Source organism: Clostridium bornimense (assembly GCF_000577895.1).
GTDB classification, from domain to species: Bacteria; Bacillota; Clostridia; order Clostridiales; family Clostridiaceae; genus Clostridium_AN; species Clostridium_AN bornimense.
In genome coordinates this window covers 1022711-1043709 of the sequence record NZ_HG917868.1, presented here as the reverse complement: position 1 = coordinate 1043709, position 20999 = coordinate 1022711, and the positions used below count along the sequence as shown (strand labels likewise).

The 20999-nt window shown below is 29.0% G+C and carries 23 protein-coding genes, 1 riboswitch and 1 other annotated feature; of the genes, 4 read left to right on the top strand and 19 right to left on the bottom strand.

Translation table 11 applies throughout. From position 1 onward, the window contains the following. Positions 1-2 precede the first annotated feature (2 nt). From CM240_RS04590 to CM240_RS04560, 7 genes are all read right to left on the bottom strand, one after another. Positions 3-269: an EscU/YscU/HrcU family type III secretion system export apparatus switch protein gene (locus CM240_RS04590; RefSeq protein ID WP_044036942.1), complete on the bottom strand. Its 267-nt coding sequence runs from the start codon at positions 267-269 to the stop codon at positions 3-5. Between the two features lie 2 nt (positions 270-271). Next, complete coding sequence (locus CM240_RS04585) at positions 272-1936, bottom strand: hypothetical protein (protein WP_044036940.1); 1665 nt, start codon at positions 1934-1936, stop codon at positions 272-274. Between the two features lie 129 nt (positions 1937-2065). Then, the gene (gene tyrS, locus CM240_RS04580) at positions 2066-3283 is read right to left on the bottom strand and encodes a tyrosine--tRNA ligase (RefSeq protein WP_044036938.1); all 1218 of its coding nucleotides are present in this window, start codon (positions 3281-3283) and stop codon (positions 2066-2068) included. A gap of 517 nt (positions 3284-3800) precedes the next feature. After that, positions 3801-4364, bottom strand: a complete 564-nt coding sequence (locus CM240_RS04575) for an ECF transporter S component (RefSeq protein ID WP_044036936.1) — start codon at positions 4362-4364, stop codon at positions 3801-3803. A gap of 547 nt (positions 4365-4911) precedes the next feature. Next, positions 4912-5316 (bottom strand): CBS domain-containing protein, encoded by a 405-nt coding sequence (locus tag CM240_RS04570; protein ID WP_044036934.1) that lies wholly within the window; start codon positions 5314-5316, stop codon positions 4912-4914. Between the two features lie 200 nt (positions 5317-5516). After that, the gene (locus tag CM240_RS04565) at positions 5517-7109 is read right to left on the bottom strand and encodes a peptide chain release factor 3 (protein ID WP_044036929.1); all 1593 of its coding nucleotides are present in this window, start codon (positions 7107-7109) and stop codon (positions 5517-5519) included. A gap of 29 nt (positions 7110-7138) precedes the next feature. Further along, positions 7139-7705 carry an ATP/GTP-binding protein gene (locus CM240_RS04560; RefSeq protein WP_044036927.1) on the bottom strand — a complete coding sequence of 189 codons (567 nt, stop codon included), beginning with the start codon at positions 7703-7705 and terminating at the stop codon, positions 7139-7141. Positions 7706-7900: 195 nt separating this feature from the next. Here CM240_RS04560 and yidA point away from each other — a divergent pair, with 195 nt between their 5' ends. Further along, the gene (yidA, locus tag CM240_RS04555) at positions 7901-8716 is read left to right on the top strand and encodes a sugar-phosphatase (RefSeq protein WP_044036926.1); all 816 of its coding nucleotides are present in this window, start codon (positions 7901-7903) and stop codon (positions 8714-8716) included. Between the two features lie 36 nt (positions 8717-8752). Here the strand turns inward: yidA and CM240_RS04550 are convergent, their stop codons facing one another. The 7 genes from CM240_RS04550 to CM240_RS04525 form a co-directional block, all read right to left on the bottom strand. Further along, entirely contained in the window at positions 8753-9433 is a 681-nt protein-coding gene (locus tag CM240_RS04550) for a hypothetical protein (RefSeq protein WP_044036924.1), read from the bottom strand. 62 nt (positions 9434-9495) lie between these two features. Continuing rightward, positions 9496-9633 (bottom strand): clostri-philic family protein, encoded by a 138-nt coding sequence (locus tag CM240_RS17770; RefSeq protein WP_173400228.1) that lies wholly within the window; start codon positions 9631-9633, stop codon positions 9496-9498. Between the two features lie 58 nt (positions 9634-9691). Beyond that, positions 9692-10549 (bottom strand): formate/nitrite transporter family protein, encoded by an 858-nt coding sequence (locus CM240_RS04545; protein ID WP_051483692.1) that lies wholly within the window; start codon positions 10547-10549, stop codon positions 9692-9694. Between the two features lie 97 nt (positions 10550-10646). Continuing rightward, a complete protein-coding gene (locus CM240_RS04540; protein WP_044036921.1) occupies positions 10647-11678 on the bottom strand; it encodes a radical SAM/SPASM domain-containing protein in 1032 nt (343 codons plus the stop codon). A 2-nt stretch (positions 11679-11680) separates the two neighbouring features. Continuing rightward, positions 11681-12577, bottom strand: coding sequence for a hypothetical protein (locus CM240_RS04535; protein WP_044036919.1), 897 nt, complete (start codon positions 12575-12577; stop codon positions 11681-11683). Positions 12578-12653: 76 nt separating this feature from the next. Further along, positions 12654-13664 carry a tryptophan--tRNA ligase gene (gene trpS, locus CM240_RS04530; protein ID WP_044036917.1) on the bottom strand — a complete coding sequence of 337 codons (1011 nt, stop codon included), beginning with the start codon at positions 13662-13664 and terminating at the stop codon, positions 12654-12656. A gap of 55 nt (positions 13665-13719) precedes the next feature. Then, positions 13720-13915, bottom strand: a binding site (T-box leader). 50 nt (positions 13916-13965) lie between these two features. Continuing rightward, entirely contained in the window at positions 13966-14289 is a 324-nt protein-coding gene (locus CM240_RS04525; protein WP_044036916.1) for a DUF4870 domain-containing protein, read from the bottom strand. Between the two features lie 120 nt (positions 14290-14409). Here CM240_RS04525 and CM240_RS17765 point away from each other — a divergent pair, with 120 nt between their 5' ends. After that, a complete protein-coding gene (locus CM240_RS17765; protein ID WP_173400227.1) occupies positions 14410-14568 on the top strand; it encodes a hypothetical protein in 159 nt (52 codons plus the stop codon). Between the two features lie 110 nt (positions 14569-14678). Next, entirely contained in the window at positions 14679-14981 is a 303-nt protein-coding gene (locus CM240_RS04520; RefSeq protein WP_044036914.1) for a hypothetical protein, read from the top strand. Positions 14982-15018: 37 nt separating this feature from the next. On the opposite strand, the gene CM240_RS04515 is transcribed toward CM240_RS04520, so the two are convergent. After that, positions 15019-15453 (bottom strand): GatB/YqeY domain-containing protein, encoded by a 435-nt coding sequence (locus CM240_RS04515; protein ID WP_044036907.1) that lies wholly within the window; start codon positions 15451-15453, stop codon positions 15019-15021. A gap of 721 nt (positions 15454-16174) precedes the next feature. On the opposite strand from CM240_RS04515, the gene CM240_RS04510 reads away from it, so the two are divergent. After that, positions 16175-17038: an NAD-dependent epimerase/dehydratase family protein gene (locus CM240_RS04510; RefSeq protein WP_051483691.1), complete on the top strand. Its 864-nt coding sequence runs from the start codon at positions 16175-16177 to the stop codon at positions 17036-17038. Between the two features lie 166 nt (positions 17039-17204). Here the strand turns inward: CM240_RS04510 and ribH are convergent, their stop codons facing one another. Genes ribH through ribD form a run of 4 tightly spaced genes read right to left on the bottom strand, consistent with a single transcriptional unit; the run spans position 17205 to position 20654 of the window. Continuing rightward, positions 17205-17669 (bottom strand): 6,7-dimethyl-8-ribityllumazine synthase, encoded by a 465-nt coding sequence (gene ribH / locus CM240_RS04505; RefSeq protein WP_044036904.1) that lies wholly within the window; start codon positions 17667-17669, stop codon positions 17205-17207. Between the two features lie 36 nt (positions 17670-17705). After that, complete coding sequence (locus CM240_RS04500; RefSeq protein WP_044036903.1) at positions 17706-18902, bottom strand: bifunctional 3,4-dihydroxy-2-butanone-4-phosphate synthase/GTP cyclohydrolase II; 1197 nt, start codon at positions 18900-18902, stop codon at positions 17706-17708. 16 nt (positions 18903-18918) lie between these two features. Continuing rightward, positions 18919-19563: a riboflavin synthase gene (locus tag CM240_RS04495; protein WP_044036901.1), complete on the bottom strand. Its 645-nt coding sequence runs from the start codon at positions 19561-19563 to the stop codon at positions 18919-18921. Continuing rightward, positions 19548-20654 carry a bifunctional diaminohydroxyphosphoribosylaminopyrimidine deaminase/5-amino-6-(5-phosphoribosylamino)uracil reductase RibD gene (gene ribD / locus CM240_RS04490; RefSeq protein WP_242838490.1) on the bottom strand — a complete coding sequence of 369 codons (1107 nt, stop codon included), beginning with the start codon at positions 20652-20654 and terminating at the stop codon, positions 19548-19550. The genes CM240_RS04495 and ribD overlap by 16 nt, the downstream gene beginning before the upstream one ends. Before the next feature lie 168 nt (positions 20655-20822). Beyond that, positions 20823-20936, bottom strand: a riboswitch (FMN riboswitch). Positions 20937-20999 lie beyond the last annotated feature (63 nt).

The following is a 20999-nucleotide window of genomic DNA, read 5'->3' as shown; positions in this document are numbered from 1 at the left end:
TATCATCCTCCTTTTTGTTCTCTATCTAAATCCATTACATATGCTAATATCTCAGCAACTGCTTCATATAATTCCTCTGGTATCGATTCACCTATATCTACATTACTTAACATATTAACTAATTCTTTATTATAAACTATCGGAACACTATTTTCATCTGCCGTAGATAATATTTTTTCTGCAATTTTACCAACTCCACTAGCAGTGACAGTAGGAGCATCATTAGCGGCCTCATATTTTAATGCTACAGCTTTTTTTAAATTTTTCATACTTACACCCTCACATTTAAACCCTTACTATACTCTTCTTCTAATAAATCTATAACATTAGAGACATCTACTTTTTCAGTTCTTTCTGTGACATTAATAACTGGTGAATATCCTATCCCTCTCAACTTTTCCATTAATATATTCTTACTTCCTTCAATAACACCAATGAATTCTTTCTTTATTTTTAAGTTAACATTTATATTTTTATCCAAAACACTAATAACTGCATCAACATCTCCCATATTAATAGTAGATACAGATGCAAATAATCTAACATTAGAGGAATCTATTTTCTTTCCCTTACCTCTTTCATCTTTGACAATAAGCTTACAATCGTAGGTATCATCCTGAACTTTAACAGGAACATCTAATATATACATATCTTTACTTAAATTATTAAATACTTTTATCGTTGTAAATTGTTCTTTAAATGTTGTCACTACTTTATCTACATCAACATTTTCTTTTAATAATGATTTAACTAAATCTTTTACATCTTTACTTTGTAACTCAATACTTTCTTTTATATTTTCTTTGTTAGATTTCATTTCTGATGCATCATTCTTAAATTTATTTAAAATAAATTCTTTAAATTTATTAATGATCTCTTTTCCTTCAACATTAAACTTATCACTATTTAGCTTATTTAAAACTTCTTCTATAGGCTTATCAACTATATCTTTTAACTCTGATACTAAAAACTCATTGATTTCATCTTTACTTATACTATTACTTGTATTTAAAAATTCTTTAATAGTATCATTAATACTGTCTTTGGTAAAATACTTCTCAAATTTATATATATCTTTTATATCATTAACTATCTCTTTTGAATTTTTAACATTAGTATCACTTTTTAATATTTTAATTTCTTCATTATTATTATTAGATTCTATACTGTTTTTTTCAACTATATCTATTTTCGTTTCAAAGCTTTCTATAATTTTTCCATCTTTAAAAATAGAAGCTTTTAAATCATTCAAAGTTTTTATAACTCCATTATCACTCTTAATAACTTCTAATGATTTAATATTTTCTTCATTAAGTTCTATGCTACTATTTTTAAATAATAATATATCATCATCAGTTAAATTTTTAAATTTTTCTATAAAACCATCTAAAGTTTTTATTATGCTTTTACCTTCTATAGAATCTTTAGAAATATTTTTACTTGTTAGAAATTTATCTATAAATTCATTTGATTCTTCATTATTATTTATTAATCTGTCTCTAAAGCTTATTAAACTTTTTATGTCCGATACATTTTCCTTTGTTAAAGGTATATTATGTTTTAATAATGATTTTATAAAATTTATGTCTTCTTTATTAAGTCCTATATTCTTAAGATTGAAACCTTCATCTATGATCTCTTCTCCACTATCTTGTTTATAGCTTACTTCTGAATCTTCTATCATATTCAATTTTAATTTACCATTAGAGTACCCAACTACCTTTAGAGTAACATCTTTGTCTAATTGATCTTCTACATTACCATCAAATAATGCTTCAAACATCCATCCATCTTTTAATTCTACTACAATTTTCCCCGTCGAATCTTGTGTCTTTATTTTTCCAGTAAAAATATCTCCTTTAGAAAAAGATATCTTTTTTTCATTTATTCCACTACTATTCCCACTTAATCTACTTAAATCTGATATATTTGCCATACTATCACCACCTTAGCTCATTACTTCTTTTATCGTCAACTTCTTTATATTACTTTATAATAGTGATTTATAATGACAAATAACAAAGATAAAGGAACTCAAAAACTGAATTCCTTTATCAAAATAAATTTACTCTATTTCTACTTTGTAGAAGTTTTTCTTCCCTCTCTTAACCATCATATGACCATCTTCAAACATATCTTCTATAACCGGTAAAAATGGATCAGAAACCTTTTCTCCATTAACTGAAATTCCACCTTGTTGAATAAGTCTTCTTCCTTCTGATTTTGATGGCACTATCTTTGTTTTAGAAATAATCTCTAAAACACCTTGCCCTAAATCATCTTTAGATATTGTAACTGTTGGTACGTTATCTAAATTTATTCCGCCTCCAAATAGAGCTTCAGAAGCTTCCTTAGCTTTTTTAGCTTCTTCTTCTCCATGAACAAGTTTAGTAACCTCAAATGCTAATATCTTCTTAGCTTCATTTATTTCTTTATCTTTAAGAGCACCTAGTCTTCTTACTTCATCCATAGGTAAGAATGTTAATAATGCTAAGCACTTTTCAACATCTGCATCACCAACATTTCTCCAGTATTGATAAAACTCATATGGAGAAGTTTTAGCTGGATCTAGCCATAATGCACCATTTTCAGTTTTACCCATTTTCTTTCCTTCTGAATTAGTTAACAATGTACATGTCATAGCGAAAGCTGGCTTTCTTTCCTTCTTTCTTATTAAATCAACACCAGCAATCATGTTTGACCATTGATCATCTCCACCAAGTTCCATTACACAATTGTACTTTTGATTTAAAACTAAGAAATCGTACCCTTGCATTAACATATAATTAAATTCTAAAAATGTAAGACCTGTTTCCATTCTTTGTTTAAAACATTCTGCTGTAAGCATTCTATTAACAGAAAAATGAACACCAATATCTCTTATAAATTCTACATAATTTAAATTTAAAAGCCAATCTGCATTATTTACGATCAATGCTTTATCATCTTCAAAATCAATAAATCTTTCCATTTGTTTCTTAATAGATTCTACATTATGTTGAATTTGTTCTGCTGTAAGCATTTTTCTCATATCTGTCTTTCCTGAAGGATCACCAATCATTGCTGTTCCTCCACCTATTAATGCTATTGGTCTATGACCTGCTTTTTGCATATGTGCCATAAACATCATTGCTATAAAATGTCCTACATGTAATGAATCTGCCGTTGGGTCAAAGCCTATATAAAAAGTTATCTTTTCCTTATCTAATAACTCTCTTGTTTCTTGTTCATGAGTAAATTGTTTTATGTATCCACGTTCTAATAGTGTATCAATAACACTCATCGAAACTCCTCCTTGTATCATATATTTGTCTATACCTCATATTAGTATATCCCTATTACACCGCAATTGTCAATTAACAATTATACTCTAAGTTAGCGTAGAAAGCTGTTATATTTAAGTGTTGTTATTCGTTGATATTACTCCACCACTACTTAACTATAACAGCTACTAATATGAACTTAACCTTAAATATAAGAGAGCACGAGTATGATGGCACAAGGCACAGGTAAGGTGAATTTTTTTCTTTATTATGAATCTTATTCCACACCTTTAGACATCAAAGTATTTTCATATTTCCCGTAGATATGAAAGTTATATTCTAATTTGTAACTGAAGCTACATGAAAGTACAACTTTCATTAGCCCCCTATAAGACAACATTACAATATAAATATCTAATTATAAAATAAATGCAGTGATACTAAACTAATATCACCACACTTATAATCTAAGAAATTCCTCAAGAATTTTTACCTTAATTGAAAATTGTGAATCATGAATTGTGAATTCAAATAATTCTATCTCTTCTTAACCTTATTTATAGCTGCTCCTAATGGTACTGCTACAACTATGCCAAGGACTACTTGTATTATATTTCCTGGTATTCCTTCTGTATTTGCAATTAGACTTGCTACAATCCCTACATTTTTTGTAGTAAGTATAGTTATTATAGCTCCACCTATCCAATACATAACTATCATGTAGATTCCAGCAATAATAGATCCTATTATATTAAACTTAACTGATTTTCCTTCTCTTTTATTACCATTAATAAATAATCCCGCAATAAATGCCATACCAGCTTTTGCGATTATTGTTACAGGAGCCCATATTATATATGGACTTAAAATATCAAATAACCCCATTCCAATTGCTGCCGCTATTGTTCCTCTTCTAGTTCCAATCATAATTACAGATAAATATAAAGCAGCATCACCTAAATGAACCAATATTTTTGGTCCTATCCCCATTGTTGGAAAAGGAAAGTGTGTAGCATATGTTACAACAAATATTAATGCTGCAAAAATACCCGTAAGTACTAAATCATAAGTTTTACCTTTTCTAGCTATCCTATTCTCCATATTTCCCTCCATATATTTATTCTTTATAAAATTCTTATTAAGTTAAGTAAAAGTTCACTTTTTATTATATTTAATAGCGAATATTTTGCAACTGTATCCATACATTTATGAATAATCCATTGTATTTTAGGTTAATATATTTTTTGCAAACTATTTTAGGAGGGTACAATATGAAGATATTACTATTCTTAATAGCATTAACTTTATTTTCGATTTTTACTTTAGTATACTTTTCTAACTTTTTTATTCTGATAAATACTATACTTTTATTAGGACTTATTTTATTAATTTACGAATCTTTTTACAGTATAAAAAAAAATTATTAGCAAAGCTAATAATTTTTTTATTATAGGATATACTAAACTCTGTAAAAGAAATTTTATTTTCTTTTATAACCTCAACATTCCATTACTAATTCTATGAATAGATTTAATAAGTCAAATATGTTTCATTTAGCCTTATCTAAAATATACAAAAGATCATAGAGTTAAACTCTATATTACATAAATCTACAACTAAAGATAAAATAGATAAGGCTATATTCCCACTACTTCTTTATTTTCTCATAACAATAGTTTATTATGTCACTTCTCTTTATTATCCCTATAAAGATTCCTTCATCATCTACTATAGGAATGAAGTTTTGAGTTATTGCTTTTGAAATTAAATCTTCAATTTCTGCATTTATAGAAACAGGATGATTTATAAACCTTCTTTCAATATCTTTTATAGAAACTTTTTCCGTATTCTTAAAATCTAACCCTGGTGTATTTTTAAGTTTCCATAATAAATCTCCCTCTGTTATTGTCCCAACATACTTACCTTCATTATCTATTAATGGAATCGCTGTATACCTATGATATTCCATTCTCTCTAGTACTTGTCTCATTGTTGAATCTATTTTTTCATAAATAACTTCCGTTTTAGGAGTAAGAAAAAAAGCTACATTCACTATAATCCCCTGCCTTTAAGTTGTTTTATATACTATATTATACGTTATCACTTAACACATGTCAATAATCTTACCTCTTGTTTTTACTCTACCATATAATACAAATTATTGCACTATGTAAAAGTTGTTTAACATGGAATTTTATATATAAAAAAGTGTTTAAAAATACAAAACTATTTTTAAACACTTAAAATTAATAATTATTCTTCACTTTTACCTATATCTGATAATATTAAGCCGTCATTATGCTCTAAAGCCCATGATATTGCCCAATCACTTTGGAATAAAAGAATTGGTCTTTCTTTTAAGTCATTAACTAACTTAGTGTCTGATGTAAGAGATAATTTATCTAATGGAGTTTCACTACTTTCAATCCATCTTATGCTTCTAAATGGAAGTCTTTCCATTTTAATGTCTACATTATACTCATTTTTCAGTCTATATTCTAGAACTTCAAATTGTAGAACCCCAACAACACCAACGATTATCTCTTCCATACCAATACGCAATTCTTTAAACACCTGAATCGCACCTTCTTGTGCTATTTGAGTAACACCTTTTACAAACTGTTTTCTCTTCATAGTATCTACAGGTCTAACTCTTGCAAAATGTTCAGGTGCAAATGTAGGTATTCCCTCAAACTTAAATTTATCACCTACGCAAAGTGTATCCCCTATTGAAAAAATACCTGGGTCAAACACACCAATGATATCACCTGCATATGCCTCTTCTATAATCTCTCTATCTTGAGCTAAGAATTGTTGTGGCTGTGATAACTTAATTTTTGTATTTTTTTGCACATGCTTAACTTCTAAACCTTTTTCAAATTTTCCTGAACATATTCTCATAAATGCAATTCTATCTCTATGAGCCTTATTCATATTAGCCTGAATCTTAAATATAAATGCTGAGAATGGTTCATTATATACATCAATCTCACCTTTAGATGAATTTCTAGCTAGCGGTGGAGGTGTAAGCTTTAAAAACTCTTTTAAGAACGGTTCCACTCCAAAATTTGTTAATGCGGATCCAAAGAATACTGGTGTTAATCTTCCTTCTCTAACAGCATCTAAATCAAATTCATCTCCAGCCATATCAAGTAGTTCTATATCCTCTTGTAATTTTTCATGAAGATGTCCGCCTAAAACTTCATCAAATTCACTATCTCCAAGATGACCTTCTATAGTTTTAGCTTGAGTAGATCCATGATTTCCACCATCGAAAGCTATAATTCTTTCTCCAACTCTATCATAAACACCTTTAAATTCTTTTCCGCTACCTATAGGCCAATTCATTGGATATGATTTTATTCCAAGCTCTTTTTCCAGTTCCTCTAATAGTTCAAATGGATCCTTAGTTTCTCTATCCATCTTATTTACAAAAGTAAATATAGGTATTTCTCTTAATGAACATACATTAAATAACTTTCTTGTTTGATCTTCTATACCTTTTGCACCATCAATTACCATAACAGCTGCATCTGCTGCCATCAATGTTCTATAAGTATCCTCTGAGAAGTCTTGGTGTCCCGGTGTATCTAATATGTTTATTTTAAATCCATCATAACTAAATTCTAATACTGAAGAAGTAACAGAAATACCTCTTTGTTTTTCAATCTCCATCCAGTCAGATACTGCATGCTTAGATGCTTTTCTTGCCTTTACAGATCCTGCTTCTCTTATAGCTCCTCCATATAAAAGTAACTTTTCAGTAATAGTAGTTTTACCTGCGTCAGGGTGAGATATAATTGCAAAGGTTCTTCTTCTATCAATTTCACTCTTTATATTACTCAAACCGCTTTCATCCTCTCTTATCTTAATAACTATTTTTCATCCTTTTTAAGTCCTAAAATATCTAAAATCTTTTCCGCTCTTTCTTTTGTTGTTCCATCTAATTCTCGATAAGTTATATGTTCACTATCTAAAAATGCCTTTATTGCGTTATCCACAGCTAATGCAACTTCTTCATCCTGCCATCTAACTCCATCTCTTTCATATCCAAATTCTCTTGGAAGAAAAAATATATAATCATATTTTCCTATATCATTTAAAGCTAAATTATATAAGTCCTTAAGTATTTCTATTTCTTTTACAGTGCGTTTCCTATTTCCTATCATAAATCTACCATAAATATATGGTACAAAGGTAGCATAATCTGTAAGAGCATAATCATGTACACTTAATTGATTTTCTATTCTCAATTGACCTAAATATATTCCATACTGTTCAGCTATAGTTTCTATCATACCTTTGTCTCTTAAATAATCAGTTGAATACTCTGTAGCAAAACCTACATCTAGGCCCATTATTTTCATATCCACATATAATTGTTGTATCAATGTAGTTTTTCCACATCTTGGTCCACCTAATATGGCAATTCTTGTAGTCATATTTTTTCCTCCTTGCCCAACAACAAACTTCATTATATCAAATAACTATAGCTATTTTCAATGGATTTTTACACTTATCTTAATAACGCTGTAAATATATAATTTTTTTATGAAAATAAGATATATTTTCTCTTATTATTTACATTTAGATGATATAATTATTATAAATCTTGTTAAACATAGGAGGAGTCATTTATGTACAAACTAATAGCCCTTGATATGGATGGTACTCTTTTAAGAGATGACAAAACTATATCTCCAGCTGTCAAAGAAGCAATATCTAAAGCAAAATCTAAAGGAGTTAAAGTAGTATTATCTACAGGAAGACCTATAAATGGTATAAATAGATACCTTAAAGAACTTAATCTTTTAGAAGATGGTGATATTGCTTCCTCTTTTAATGGTGGACTAGTTCTTGAAACAAAGTCTGAAAATGTAATATATCAATGTCATATGCCAAAAGAATCTTTTGAAGAATTATATAATTTATCACAAGAATTAAACATACACATACATGCTTTAACAAAAGATGCTGTATTAACACCAAATAAAGATATTTCTAAATACTCTGTCTTAGAAGCTTTTATGAATGATATATATCTTTATTATGAAGATAGTTCAAAGTTAATTGGAAGTGAAGAGTATATAAAAATAATGTTTATAGATCATCCTGAAAAACTAGATAAAGCAATTGAAAAACTTCCATCTTGGCTTTATGAAAAATATAATGTAGTAAGAAGTGCTGAACACTTCTTAGAAATATTACCTAAGGAAGTAGACAAAGGTTTAGGGTTAGTTATGCTTGCAAATAAACTTGGAATTAAAATAGAAGAAACCATCGGTGTTGGTGATGCTGGTAATGATTTGAACCTTATTAAGTCTGCCGGTCTTGGCGTAGCTATGGGTAATGCTTTTGACTTCGTAAAAGAAGCTGCCGATTATGTTGCTAAAACTAATGAAGAAGATGGCGTTGCTGAAGTAATTAATAAATTTATATTAGAAGAACAATAGAGGTTTGTTATCAAACCTCTTTTCTATTAGAATTAATCATGTATCTACTGGACTTAAATTCTTCTTATTATTTTTTCCACTTATATCAATAAAAATATTACTTTTATAGTTATTCTCAAAATAATTATATCTTGTCTTAAATCCACTTCCCATCACATAATATACACTTATTCTGGTACTCTTTATATTCGTTTCAATATATATCATTCTGGCAACTTCTAATATATTTTGTATTCCATAAACTTTATATTGTTTCCCTTTATATTCTATCTTAATATCACCAGATAAATTTATAACAGGTGGCTTGTCCATAAAATAATCTAATTTTTTAGGTCCTATAGATGTTTTAATATGCCACTCACCATTCTTCTCATACCACTTTCTTACACATATCAACTCTTGAAACCTTGCAATAATGATGATATTTTCTATATCTTTGTTTTCTATTTTATTATCTCCTATATAAATACAATCATTTGATATTTTTACTTTTCTTACATCAACAATACAAATTAATTCTTTTGTAAGAAAATATATTACATACAATGGTAGAAAAAAGAAAATCATAACCATTGCTATATCATAAGAGTTTATTTCTATAATTCCAAATACCTTTAACCAAACATATGTAGTAACTACTATAGCCAATAACACTATATACACTATATAATCCTTTGTCTTTTTTCTAAGAAATTTTGAGTCTTTTTCTAATATCATATATTCCCTCTCCATAAAAATAGGGCCTTGCATACTTTATTGCAAAATGCCCTACTCTATCCTTATTCTATAGGATTTCCATCAAAATCTTCATACCCTGAATCTTTTTTAGGATTCCCTACATTATTTTGATTTTCATGAAGTTTTTGTCTTCTTGTTCCTTTTTGCATTGGGTTACATGAACCATGCTTGTTAACCATTATAATCACATCCTTTCCTTAGGTAGTTTATACCTAGAAAAGTTTTTTATGTATTATGCTACGCCGTTTCCCTTTCTGACTTTTTATTTTCTATGAAGGTTTTGTTTTTCTTTAAATAAACTGCCCAATATACCAATCCAATACAAAATCCTCCAATTATATTTCCTATAGTAGCCGGTATCAAATTGTTTGTTATGAATGTGCCCCAACTTAACTTATCCACATTCACTCCTAATTCAATAGCCTTATTTACATATTCAGGATTATTAAGAGCAAAAATACCTGCAGGTATAAAATACATATTTGCAATACAGTGCTCAAATCCACAGAAAATCATAAAAGCTACAGGTAAAAATAGTCCTATAACTTTTCCAGCAGCATCTTTTGCTGCTGATGCAATCCAGACAGCTATGCATATTAGAAAATTGCACATTATTCCAAGCATTAATACGGATACAAATGGTAATGATACTTTAGCTACAGCTGTTTTTATAGTCATAGCCCCTAAAAGCCCTGATGACAAATCCCATTGTTTTCCTATTGATAGTATCCATACCACTAAAATGGATCCAACAAAGTTACCTAAATATACTATAACAAGATTTTTAATCATTCCTGACCATTTCGATTTTTTCTCTAGACACGAAATAGAAATTAACATATTTCCTGTAAATAACTCTGATCCCGCAAGAATAACCATCGTTAATCCACAAGGGAAAATTAAGCCTCCTATAAGTTTTGATAAAGAGGCATTAGTGATAGCATGTGTTGCTACACCAACTCCTGATCCAGTAATGGCAATAAAGGCTCCTGCCATTACTGCAAGTAAAAATATTTTTATAGGTTTCTCTGTAGTCTTTTTTAATCCAACATTAATAAAATTAGAAGCATTTTCTGCCGGTGTGAAAAATCCCAAATTCCCATCCCCCTCATAAATTTATTAATATCATAATACACTTTTTACCATAAAATTTCAATTACTGTATTTTACTTATGCTTTTAACATCAAACTACTATAATTCTCTATTTTTTATCGGACATCCATAATCAGCAATGGTATAGTCTCCATATATACCATAGGATATACATTTTGCTCCACCACCACATATATCATAGAAACTACATTTCTCACATTGTTTAGGAACTTTATTACTTATATTTCTTATCTCTTTCATAACATCACTATTAAAATATATTTCATTAAGCCTCTTTTCTTTTATATTTCCAGCTTTTATAGGTAATCTTCTACAAGGAAGTACATCTCCATTTTCTAACACTATAACTAATCCATCTCCGGCACTACACTTATAACAACTTCCTTCCCCAGATAAAAACTGTAAACTTCTATCCATTGAAATTATAGTTTTTCTATACCTATTAATAAATTTACTCTTTTCTTTCCTCATTATAGATAAATAATCTACAACTTCATCACTACTTAATGTTCTTATCGATCCACTACTACCTGAACCAATAGGAACCATTCTATCGGACCAAACTTTATATGCCTTAGCCCTTCTCGCCACTTTTATAACCTTTGATATTCTCTTATAATTTTCATTATTCGCAGTAAATGAGACTATTCCTTTTATTTTATACCTATTTAGCATTTTAAGAGCATTTAAAACCTCCTCATAAGCTCCTCTGCCTCGAATCTTATCATGAGTATCCTTATCACCATCTAAGCTTACTTGTACCATTCTAGGGTTATATTCACTAAGTTTTTTTACAACCTTTTCATCTATCAATGAACCATTAGTCAAAATACCAAATGTAAATTCATCTTTATTATCTTTAAAAAAATCTAATATTTTAAATATATCTTCTCTTATAAAAGGTTCTCCACCGGTTATATTAATATGACCTTTTTCCTTTACACCATATACTTTGTTATATTCCCGTAATAATTCTAGATATTGACTCCCTATATCTAATAGCTCACTTGTAGTAAATTCTTTATCACTATACTCTTCCTGATAACAATGGCTACATCTCTTATTACATCTACTTGTTATATGCCACTGTAAAACTAATTTATTCTTCAAAACTAATCACCACCACAGCCACCACAACCACCTCCGCATGAACTACATGAACTGCATGAACTACAAGAATGTCCTCCAAAATTATCATGATCTTCTGCATGTGGTACTCCAAAATAATCTATACCAATATTAAATAAAACGAAAGATGCCATAAGTCTGTTATAATCATCTATATTAATATCTGCCCCATTATTACTATCTTTATAATTACCATTAATTTTTTTAAAAGCTTTTATAGACTTTTTTCCTTTCTCTGTAATTTTATTAGACATAATATTTTTACTTATAATATATAATATAACTATTGTAATAATTATTTCATAAATCAAATATGTTACTGGTTTTTCATTTATCATTCCACTAAATACTCTAAGAATTCCTGGTATTATTGTTAAGCTATATGCAATTATAATTTCTATTTTTATTGATGTTGTTTTTTCAATAACATCTATTAATCCTCTTTTCAAAAATTCTTTCTCTTTACTACAATAATATTCTCTAGAAAGATTTATTAATCTAGAATCATTTACTATACTATTAAATTCAACACCAAAGCCAGAGAAGTTATTCATTAATTCCATTTCAATAATATTCAAATTACTATTTGAATTTAACATTTCCTGTTTACTTCTAAATAGTCCCTTATCTTTATCTAAATTTTCTATATATCCCTTTACTAATAATCCATAAGTGAAAAAAGCTAATAACTCCCTTATGTTCTTTCTATTAATATTATTTATCATGAATACATCTTCAATAGATAATTCTTCAATAACATAATTACTTTCCTTTCTTCTTTTTCCTGTTACAAATAGATAGAATAGTAATATTATAATTGCACAATAAACTGGATAAGCTTGTAAAAATTCTTGTCCTGACATAAAAGGTAAAAATTTCATTCGGAGCCTCCTATAATTATTTTTTACCTAATTATACAATTAATTGAAAATAAAAAGAACCCTAACGGGTTCTAAATTATCTTGCTGGTGGTATAAGTCCTATTTTCTTTTGCATTTTTCTTAATGTTTTATTAGCTACATAATTAGCTTTTTCTGCACCTTTTTTATAAACTTCTTCAAGATACTTTTTATCACTTAAAATATCCTTTACCTTATTTTGAATAGGTTCTAATTCAGCAACTATAGCTTCACCTACATCTTTCTTAAAGTTAGCATATCCTTGACCTTCATATTTCTTTTCTATCTCTTCAAAGCTCATACCTGTAAGAGTGCTTAATATTGTCATAAGATTTGCAACACCAGGTTGATTTTCAACATCATACTTAACTACACCTAATGAATCTGTTACTGCTCTTGAAATCTTCTTTCTAATAACATCTGGTGGATCCATAATAAATATATAGCCATTAGGATTTTCTGCTGACTTACTCATCTTTTTAGTTGGATCTTGAAGATCCATTATTTTTGCTCCTTCTTTTGGAATATATGGCTCTGGTATTTTGAATGTATCTGAATAAGTGTTATTAAATCTTTGTGCTAAATCTCTTGTTAATTCTAAATGTTGCTTTTGATCTTGACCAACTGGTACTAAATCAGTTTGATATAACAATATATCAACAGCCATAAGCACTGGATAGTTCAAAAGTCCTGCCCCAACATTTGAATATTTTGCAGACTTATCTTTAAATTGTGTCATTCTTTGTAATTCTCCAAGATAAGTACTACAGTTTAAAAGCCATTGAGCTTCACTATGAGCCTTTACATGGGACTGTATAAATAAAGTAACTTTATCAACATCTAATCCAGCTGCTATATATATTGCAAGCACTTCCAATGTTCTTCTTCTAAGCTCTGCTGGCTCTTGTTTTACAGTTATTGCATGTAAATCTACAACACAATAGTAACAATCATATTCTTCTTCATCTTGTAACTTAACCCAATTCTTTAAAGCACCTAAATAATTTCCTATAGTTAAATTTCCTGATGGTTGTATTCCACTAAAAATAACTTTCTTATTTTCACTCATATTTTTTCCTCCATTTTTATCACTATATAAAATAAAAAGCCCTATAAGCAAAAGCTTATAGGGCGTTAAGTACGCGGTACCACCTATTTTTGAGATTTCTCTCCTCTAGCTCTTAACGCGAGCAACGTTATGAGTATGTATTCCTCATACTTCTTAAAGGCCCATTCACTATAAATCTACTATTGTCTTGCAGCTACCGACAACTCTCTTCAAGCGTCCTTATAGTTACTCTTCCTTATCTTCGAAGTTAAAACTATTAATATAAATATTACTATACCACTAGAAAATATCAAAAGCAATATTACCCAATGATTTTTTCTGCTGCTTCTGCTATTTCACCTACGATAGGAAATCTATATGGTTTATTTTGAGCAGCATGTACAGCACCTATTACAACAAAAATAATCCATATTATTCTAATAAGATCAGAAATAATCCATCCTACGAAAGGAATTGCTTTGCATAACACTTGTAATATCGCTACAGTTAGTCCAAAAACAGTAGATTGCATAGCATGAAACTTAAGTGTATAATTTCTATCTTCAGTGAAATAAATAATTAACCCTCCAACAAAACTAAATAAGTATGCTATGATTCCTTTCCACTTATAACTATCATCATTCATGTCATATCACCTCTTCATATCTATTATATATCATTATAAAGTATATTCTTGTATATGTAATTATATTTCCATTTAATATTTATTACTTTTTTACACAAACTATATTTTGAGGTGATTATTATGAATAAAAAATATCTTCCTAAAGAAAGAGGCTATCTAGAAAAACAATTTTCAACAATAATTAAAGGCGTTCATGATAATATAGTACAACAAAATATCTCATATCAAGAATTTGATTATACTAGTGATTGTATAAAAGAAGATATTGAACCAAAATAGGCATACAAAATTCCATATTTTGTATAAATTTTCTGTATATAAATATTTTTATATGCTATAATGTATAATTATGGTTATATAAATATATACAGGTGGTGTTAACGGCATATATGAAAAAATTTTATTTTTCTTTCGGAACAACAAGTTTATTAATTATATTCATTAATATAATTAATACCATTTCAGGATCTCCTGATAATAATATATTATTTCAATCAAATCCGATCCTAAGGTTCTTAGCTTATAATGATATTCTTAAAACCTCTGGTGTTACTTATTATTTATTTAATACTAATGATGTATATTTATCTTATGCAATCCACCTTGTCTCCTTTACATTATTAGGTGCCTTAATAGACTTTATTTCTGATATATACAAAAAACTAACTCTAACAGAAAATTTTCTTACTTAAAAAATTACAGGTAGCATTTTTGCTACCTGTAATTATTTTATAATAAAGATTTAACCATTGGATTAATCTTACTTCTTTCATATCTACCTGCTACTTTAGGCATTATTTCTTTCATAATTTTACCCATATCTTTAGCAGTATAATTATTAGTACTTATAATTTCTTTAAGCATATTTTCTACTTCTTCATCACTTAATTGAGCTGGCAAATATGGTGTTAATACTCCAATAGCAAAATTACATTCATTAATCTTTTCTTCATCACCAAGTTTTTCAGCATATTCTAAAGTCTCTTTTTGTTGTTTTATGTTTTTTTCAATTATAGAGACTATTTCTTCATCACTTAAAGTAGTTCTTGTATTAATTTCTTTACCTTTAATATCAGCATTTATTAATCTTAAAACAGCAACTTTAGATTTTTCCTTTGCCTTCATAGCTGCTATTTCATCTTTTTTTAATGTCTCTTTTAACATATATATTGTTAGCAGTTAAATTCTACTAACACTTCACCCCTTTTCTTAATACTTATAATTGTTATTATACACCAAAAAGAAAAAATTAATCAAATTAACCTTTATACTAATAACATCCATCAATCAGATAAAGTATTTTTATTATTTAATACATCTTCTTTTAATATGTTAATGGCTTTTTTAGATTCTTCAAATAGCGGACTATGAGCAGAGTTATCAAAAGTATAAAAACCTTTAAGTGGTGCTTTAATAGCGTCATAATACTGTTTTTATAAAGAATAGCAACAAGTATAATCATATGCTCCAGCAAGAAAATATACTGGAATATCAATAGAAGGTACCTTATCAAAAACATTAAATTCAGTCCGTTCTACAGCTACAGGCGCAGATGAAATAAATGCTTTACTACGCCAAATATTAATTCTTTCTATAAGTGTATAAACTTTACACCTTAAACACTAGCATTTTACCTAAACTTGGTGGAAAAATAATTGCTACAATAATAGATAATATTATAAACAATAGTACAATACTCATAGTTCTTCTCCACCTCCTATTTTATACTAAATTTATTTTATCTACTCCTTAAAATATGAATACTTAAATTATAGTATAAAATTTTATTTTTGTAATATATGTTATAAATCTTAATTGTGTATAATATATATAAATAGTATACAATAATACTGTAAATATGCTATACTATTTATGAGGTGATTATATGAATACTATTTTGGTCCTAGGAGGATCTACTTTTGTAAGCAAAGCTATTGCAAAACACTTAATCTCTAAAAATTATATTGTTGATATTTTAACTAGAGGTATTATTCCTATTGAATATACCGGTTTTAGAGAACACATAATCTGCGACAGACATGACATACCCAATCTAAAGAAAAGCCTTGAAAATAAACATTATGATTACATTGTTGATATTTCTGCCTATGAAAAGAGAGATATAGACTTTCTACTGAATTCCATCAATAAATCTACAATAAAAAAATATATCTTTTGTTCCTCTGGTGCTGTTTATCCTAGTACAAATGACATTATTAATGAAAATTACAAAACAGGATACAATGAAAATTGGGGCAGTTATGGAACAAATAAAAAAGAAGCAGAGGACTCTTTAATTAATAGTGACTTAAAATACTGTATTTTTAGACCAACCTATATATATGGCAAAGATAATAATCTATATAGAGAAAAATTTTTTATAGATAAAATATTGAATAATGAAACCATTCCAATTCCTCCAAATAATTCTTCAATCCAATTTATCAATATCGATGATCTTGTTAAAACTTTTGAATCCGCTATAACAAATGATGATATTACTGGTATATTCAACTTAACTCATCCTAACATATACACTTTTGAAGAAATTGTATTCACCATTGCTAAAGCCTTAAAAAGAGACTATAAGATAAAAAGAGTTACAGAAAATATCCCTGCTCGTAGCTATTTTCCTTTTAGGGATGTAACTTATTTGCTTAATACAGATAAACTAAAAAATTCTGGACTATATTATCCACAAATGGATCTCCTTGAAGGTATTAATTGTACTCTCGCTGGTATATTATAATAAAATGTCATATTAGCATCTGTTCTAGAAAAGTAGTGGTATTTATCTTATTTTTACAATTACCACTACTTATCTAGAACAGGTATTAATATTAGTTTTATATACATACAAGTACAATAAAAAAGAAGTTGTCGCACTAATGGTGCTTCAACTTCTTTATTTCATCTTATCCAATATTTTTAAGTAAATTTGCCATTTCAATTGCAGAAACTGCTGCATCAAATCCTTTATTTCCTGCTTTTGTTCCAGCTCTTTCAATAGCTTGTTCTATATTTTCTGTAGTAACTACACCAAACATTACTGGAATTTCTTCATCTAAAGAGATCTTTCCAATTCCCTTTGCAGCTTCTGAACACACATAATCGTAATGTGTAGTTGCTCCTCTTATTACTGTTCCTAAAGCTACGATAGCATCATATTTTCCAGTCTTAGCAAGCTTTTTCGCTGCTAGTGGTAGTTCAAAAGCACCTGGTACATAGGCTATATCTATATCTTCTTCATTTCCTCCATGACGTACTATTGCATCTACTGCTCCTGAAACTAGTTTTCCTACTATAAATTCATTAAATCTTCCTGCCACTATAGCAATTTTTAAACCTGATGCAACTAAATTTCCTTCAATTATCATCATTAATTCCTCCTAAAATTTATTTAATATTAAAATTTATTACTTAAACATATGTCCCATTTTAATTTCCTTAACTTTTAAGTATCCTTCATTTATAGGATTGCTTTCAATTATAATTGGAACTCTTTCAATAACTTCTACACCAAATCCTTTTATATTTTCAATCTTATCAGGATTATTAGTCATTAATCTTATCTTACCTACTCCTAATTGTGAAAGCATTTGTGCTCCAATATTATATTCTCTCATATCTGCTGGAAAACCTAATGCTATATTAGCTTCTACTGTATCCATGCCTTTTTCTTGTAAAGCATAAGCTTTTATTTTATTTACTAATCCTATTCCTCTTCCTTCTTGTCTTAAGTATAATAATACTCCTGTACCTTCTTCTTCAATACGATTAAGAGCTGTCATTAATTGAGCCCCACAATCACATTTTTTAGAATGAAAAACATCACCAGTTAAACACTCAGAATGTAATCTAACTAATGTTGGCTCATCTTTACTTGGATTTCCCTTAACTAAGGCAACATGCTCTTCTCTATTTATCTTGTTCACAAATCCAACTATTTTAAAATCACCAAACTCTGTTGGAAGTTTTGTCTCTGTAACTTTTTCAACAATTATTTCTGTTTCCATTCTATACTTTTTAAGTGTTTCTATAGTTAATATCTTTAAATTATGTTCCTTAGCAAAAATTATTAGATCATCTCTTCTTGCCATAGTTCCATCTTCTTTTATTATTTCACAAATTGCTGCTGCACCTTTAAATCCTGCAATTTTTGATATATCCACTGAAGCCTCTGTATGTCCAGTTCTCTCTAAGACTCCTCCTTTCTTCGCAATAAGCGGAAAAATATGTCCTGGTCTTCTAAAATCTTTAGGATCTTTTGATTCTGCTAATTGTCTTATTGTCTCTGCTCTTTCAAAAGCTGATATTCCTGTAGTAGTATCTTTATAATCAACAGAAACTGTAAAAGCAGTTTCATGATTATCTGTATTATTAGCTACCATTGGATCTAAAGATAATCTTTTTGCTATATCCACTTCAACCGGAGCACATAAAAGGCCTTTAGCATACTTAATCATAAAGTTGATATTTTCTCCTGTAGACATTTCAGCTGGAATTACTAAATCCCCTTCATTTTCTCTACCTTCATCATCAACTATTATGATCATTTTCCCTTGCTTTAAATCTGCTACTGCTTCTTTTACAGTACAAAAATTATTGTTCATACTATTCCCCCCTAATTTAAAAACCATTACTTCTTAAAAAATCTAAAGTTATATCACTTTTTTTCTCTTCCTTGCTTCTAGAAAATATCTTCTCAACATACTTTGCAAGTACATCTACTTCTATATTTACCTCACTACCTATAGGCTTTTCTAATAACGTAGTATTTTCCCCACTATGAGGAATAATATCTACTTTAAAATCATCATCACTAACTGCTGCAACAGTAAGCGATGTTCCATCAATAGCAATAGATCCTTTTTCTACTACATATTTAAGTAAGTCACTACTTAATGCAATTGTAATCTCATGAGAAAAACCTCTTTTTTCTACCTTAATAATCTTCCCCATACCATCTACATGACCAGATACAATATGTCCATCTAGTCTTCCATTTACTGATAATGCTCTTTCTAGATTTACTCTATCACCTACTGATAGATATTTAAGGTTACTCCTATCTAAAGATTCTTCCATAATATCTACTGAAAATATTCCATCCTTATAAGATGTAACAGTTGTACAAACTCCTGAGATAGCTATTGATGCTCCTAATGTTGTATCAAATGTAACTTTTTTGCCATATATAAATAGTGTCATTCCGTCGGAAGTCTTTTTTAGATTTTTCACAACGCCTATTTCTTCAATTATTCCTGTGAACACTCCACATCACCTTCTATCAAAATATCATCATCAAATGTCTTATATTTTATATTCTTTACCTTCGTTGCCATATTCATCAAAGGATGTCCTTTCCCTTCTATAGCTGTTACTGCATCTCTTCCACCAATAACTTTTGGTGCTATAAATGCCGATATCTTATTTACTACATTTTCTTCAAAAGCAGAAGCTAGTATTTCACCACCACCCTCGATAAGTAGTGAATCTATATTTCTTTCTCCTAACTTCTTAACCAAATCCTTTATTGAAACTCTTCCATCTCTTTCAGCACAAAGTAATACTTCCACTCCATAGCTCTCTAACTCTCTTCTCTTTATATCATCAATAACCTTAGCCGCTACAATAGTTGGAATTTCTCTAGCTGTTTTTACTACTTTCAATTTACAATCAATATCACCATCAGTAGCAACAATGACTCTAGTTGGATTACTTACTCCATTTTCTAGATTCTCTAGTCTAACATTAAGCATTGGATCATCTTTTTTTACACAATTGTGCCCTACTAAGATTGCTGAAACTCTTTGTCTTAGCTTATGCACATGTTCCCTACTTTTTTCATTAGTTATCCACTTAGAATCCCCAGTGTTTGCTGCTATTTTTCCATCTAGTGTCATTGCCCACTTTGCAATTACAAAAGGAGTTTTATTTTTTATATAATGAAGAAAAATTTCATTTACCTTCTTACACTTATCTTCTAAAAATCCCACTTCCACTTCTATTCCAGCACTTTTTAGAATTTCAATTCCTTTTCCACCTACTTTGGAATTAGGATCTCCAATTGCTACATAAACCTTCTTTATTCCTTCTTTAACTATTCGCTCTGCACAAGGTGGCGTTTTTCCATAATGAGCACAAGGTTCTAAAGTTACATACATTTCAGCTCCTTTTACATCTTCTGTAGCATTGTCAAAGGCATTTACTTCTGCATGAGCCTCACCATATTTTCTATGGTATCCTTCACCTATTATTCTTCCATCTTTAACAATAACAGCTCCTACCATAGGATTAGGATTAGTATGTCCTATTCCTTTCAACGATAGTTGTAAAGCTCTCTCCATAAATTCTTCTTTCAATATTCCTTCACCACTCTTTACAAAAATTAAAGGTTATACAAAGTTCTTCCATAGAATTTGTATAACCTTCAGTAACCTTAAATATTTAAATGTATTACAACCTAAAAGCCCTGAGTATAGATATACTCAGGGCTTAATTGTAAAACATAATACTTTAGCTAAAAAATTATTTTCCTTCTTTCATCCAGACTATACTGTCGGCTTCGGAATTTCACCGAATCATGCATTACGCTCGCGGGCTTTACCGCCGGTAGGGAATCACACCCTGCCCTGAAGGTTATTTAATTTATTATTACTTTATCACTATTTATTGGCTATGTCAATATTATCTAATATTTCCATCTG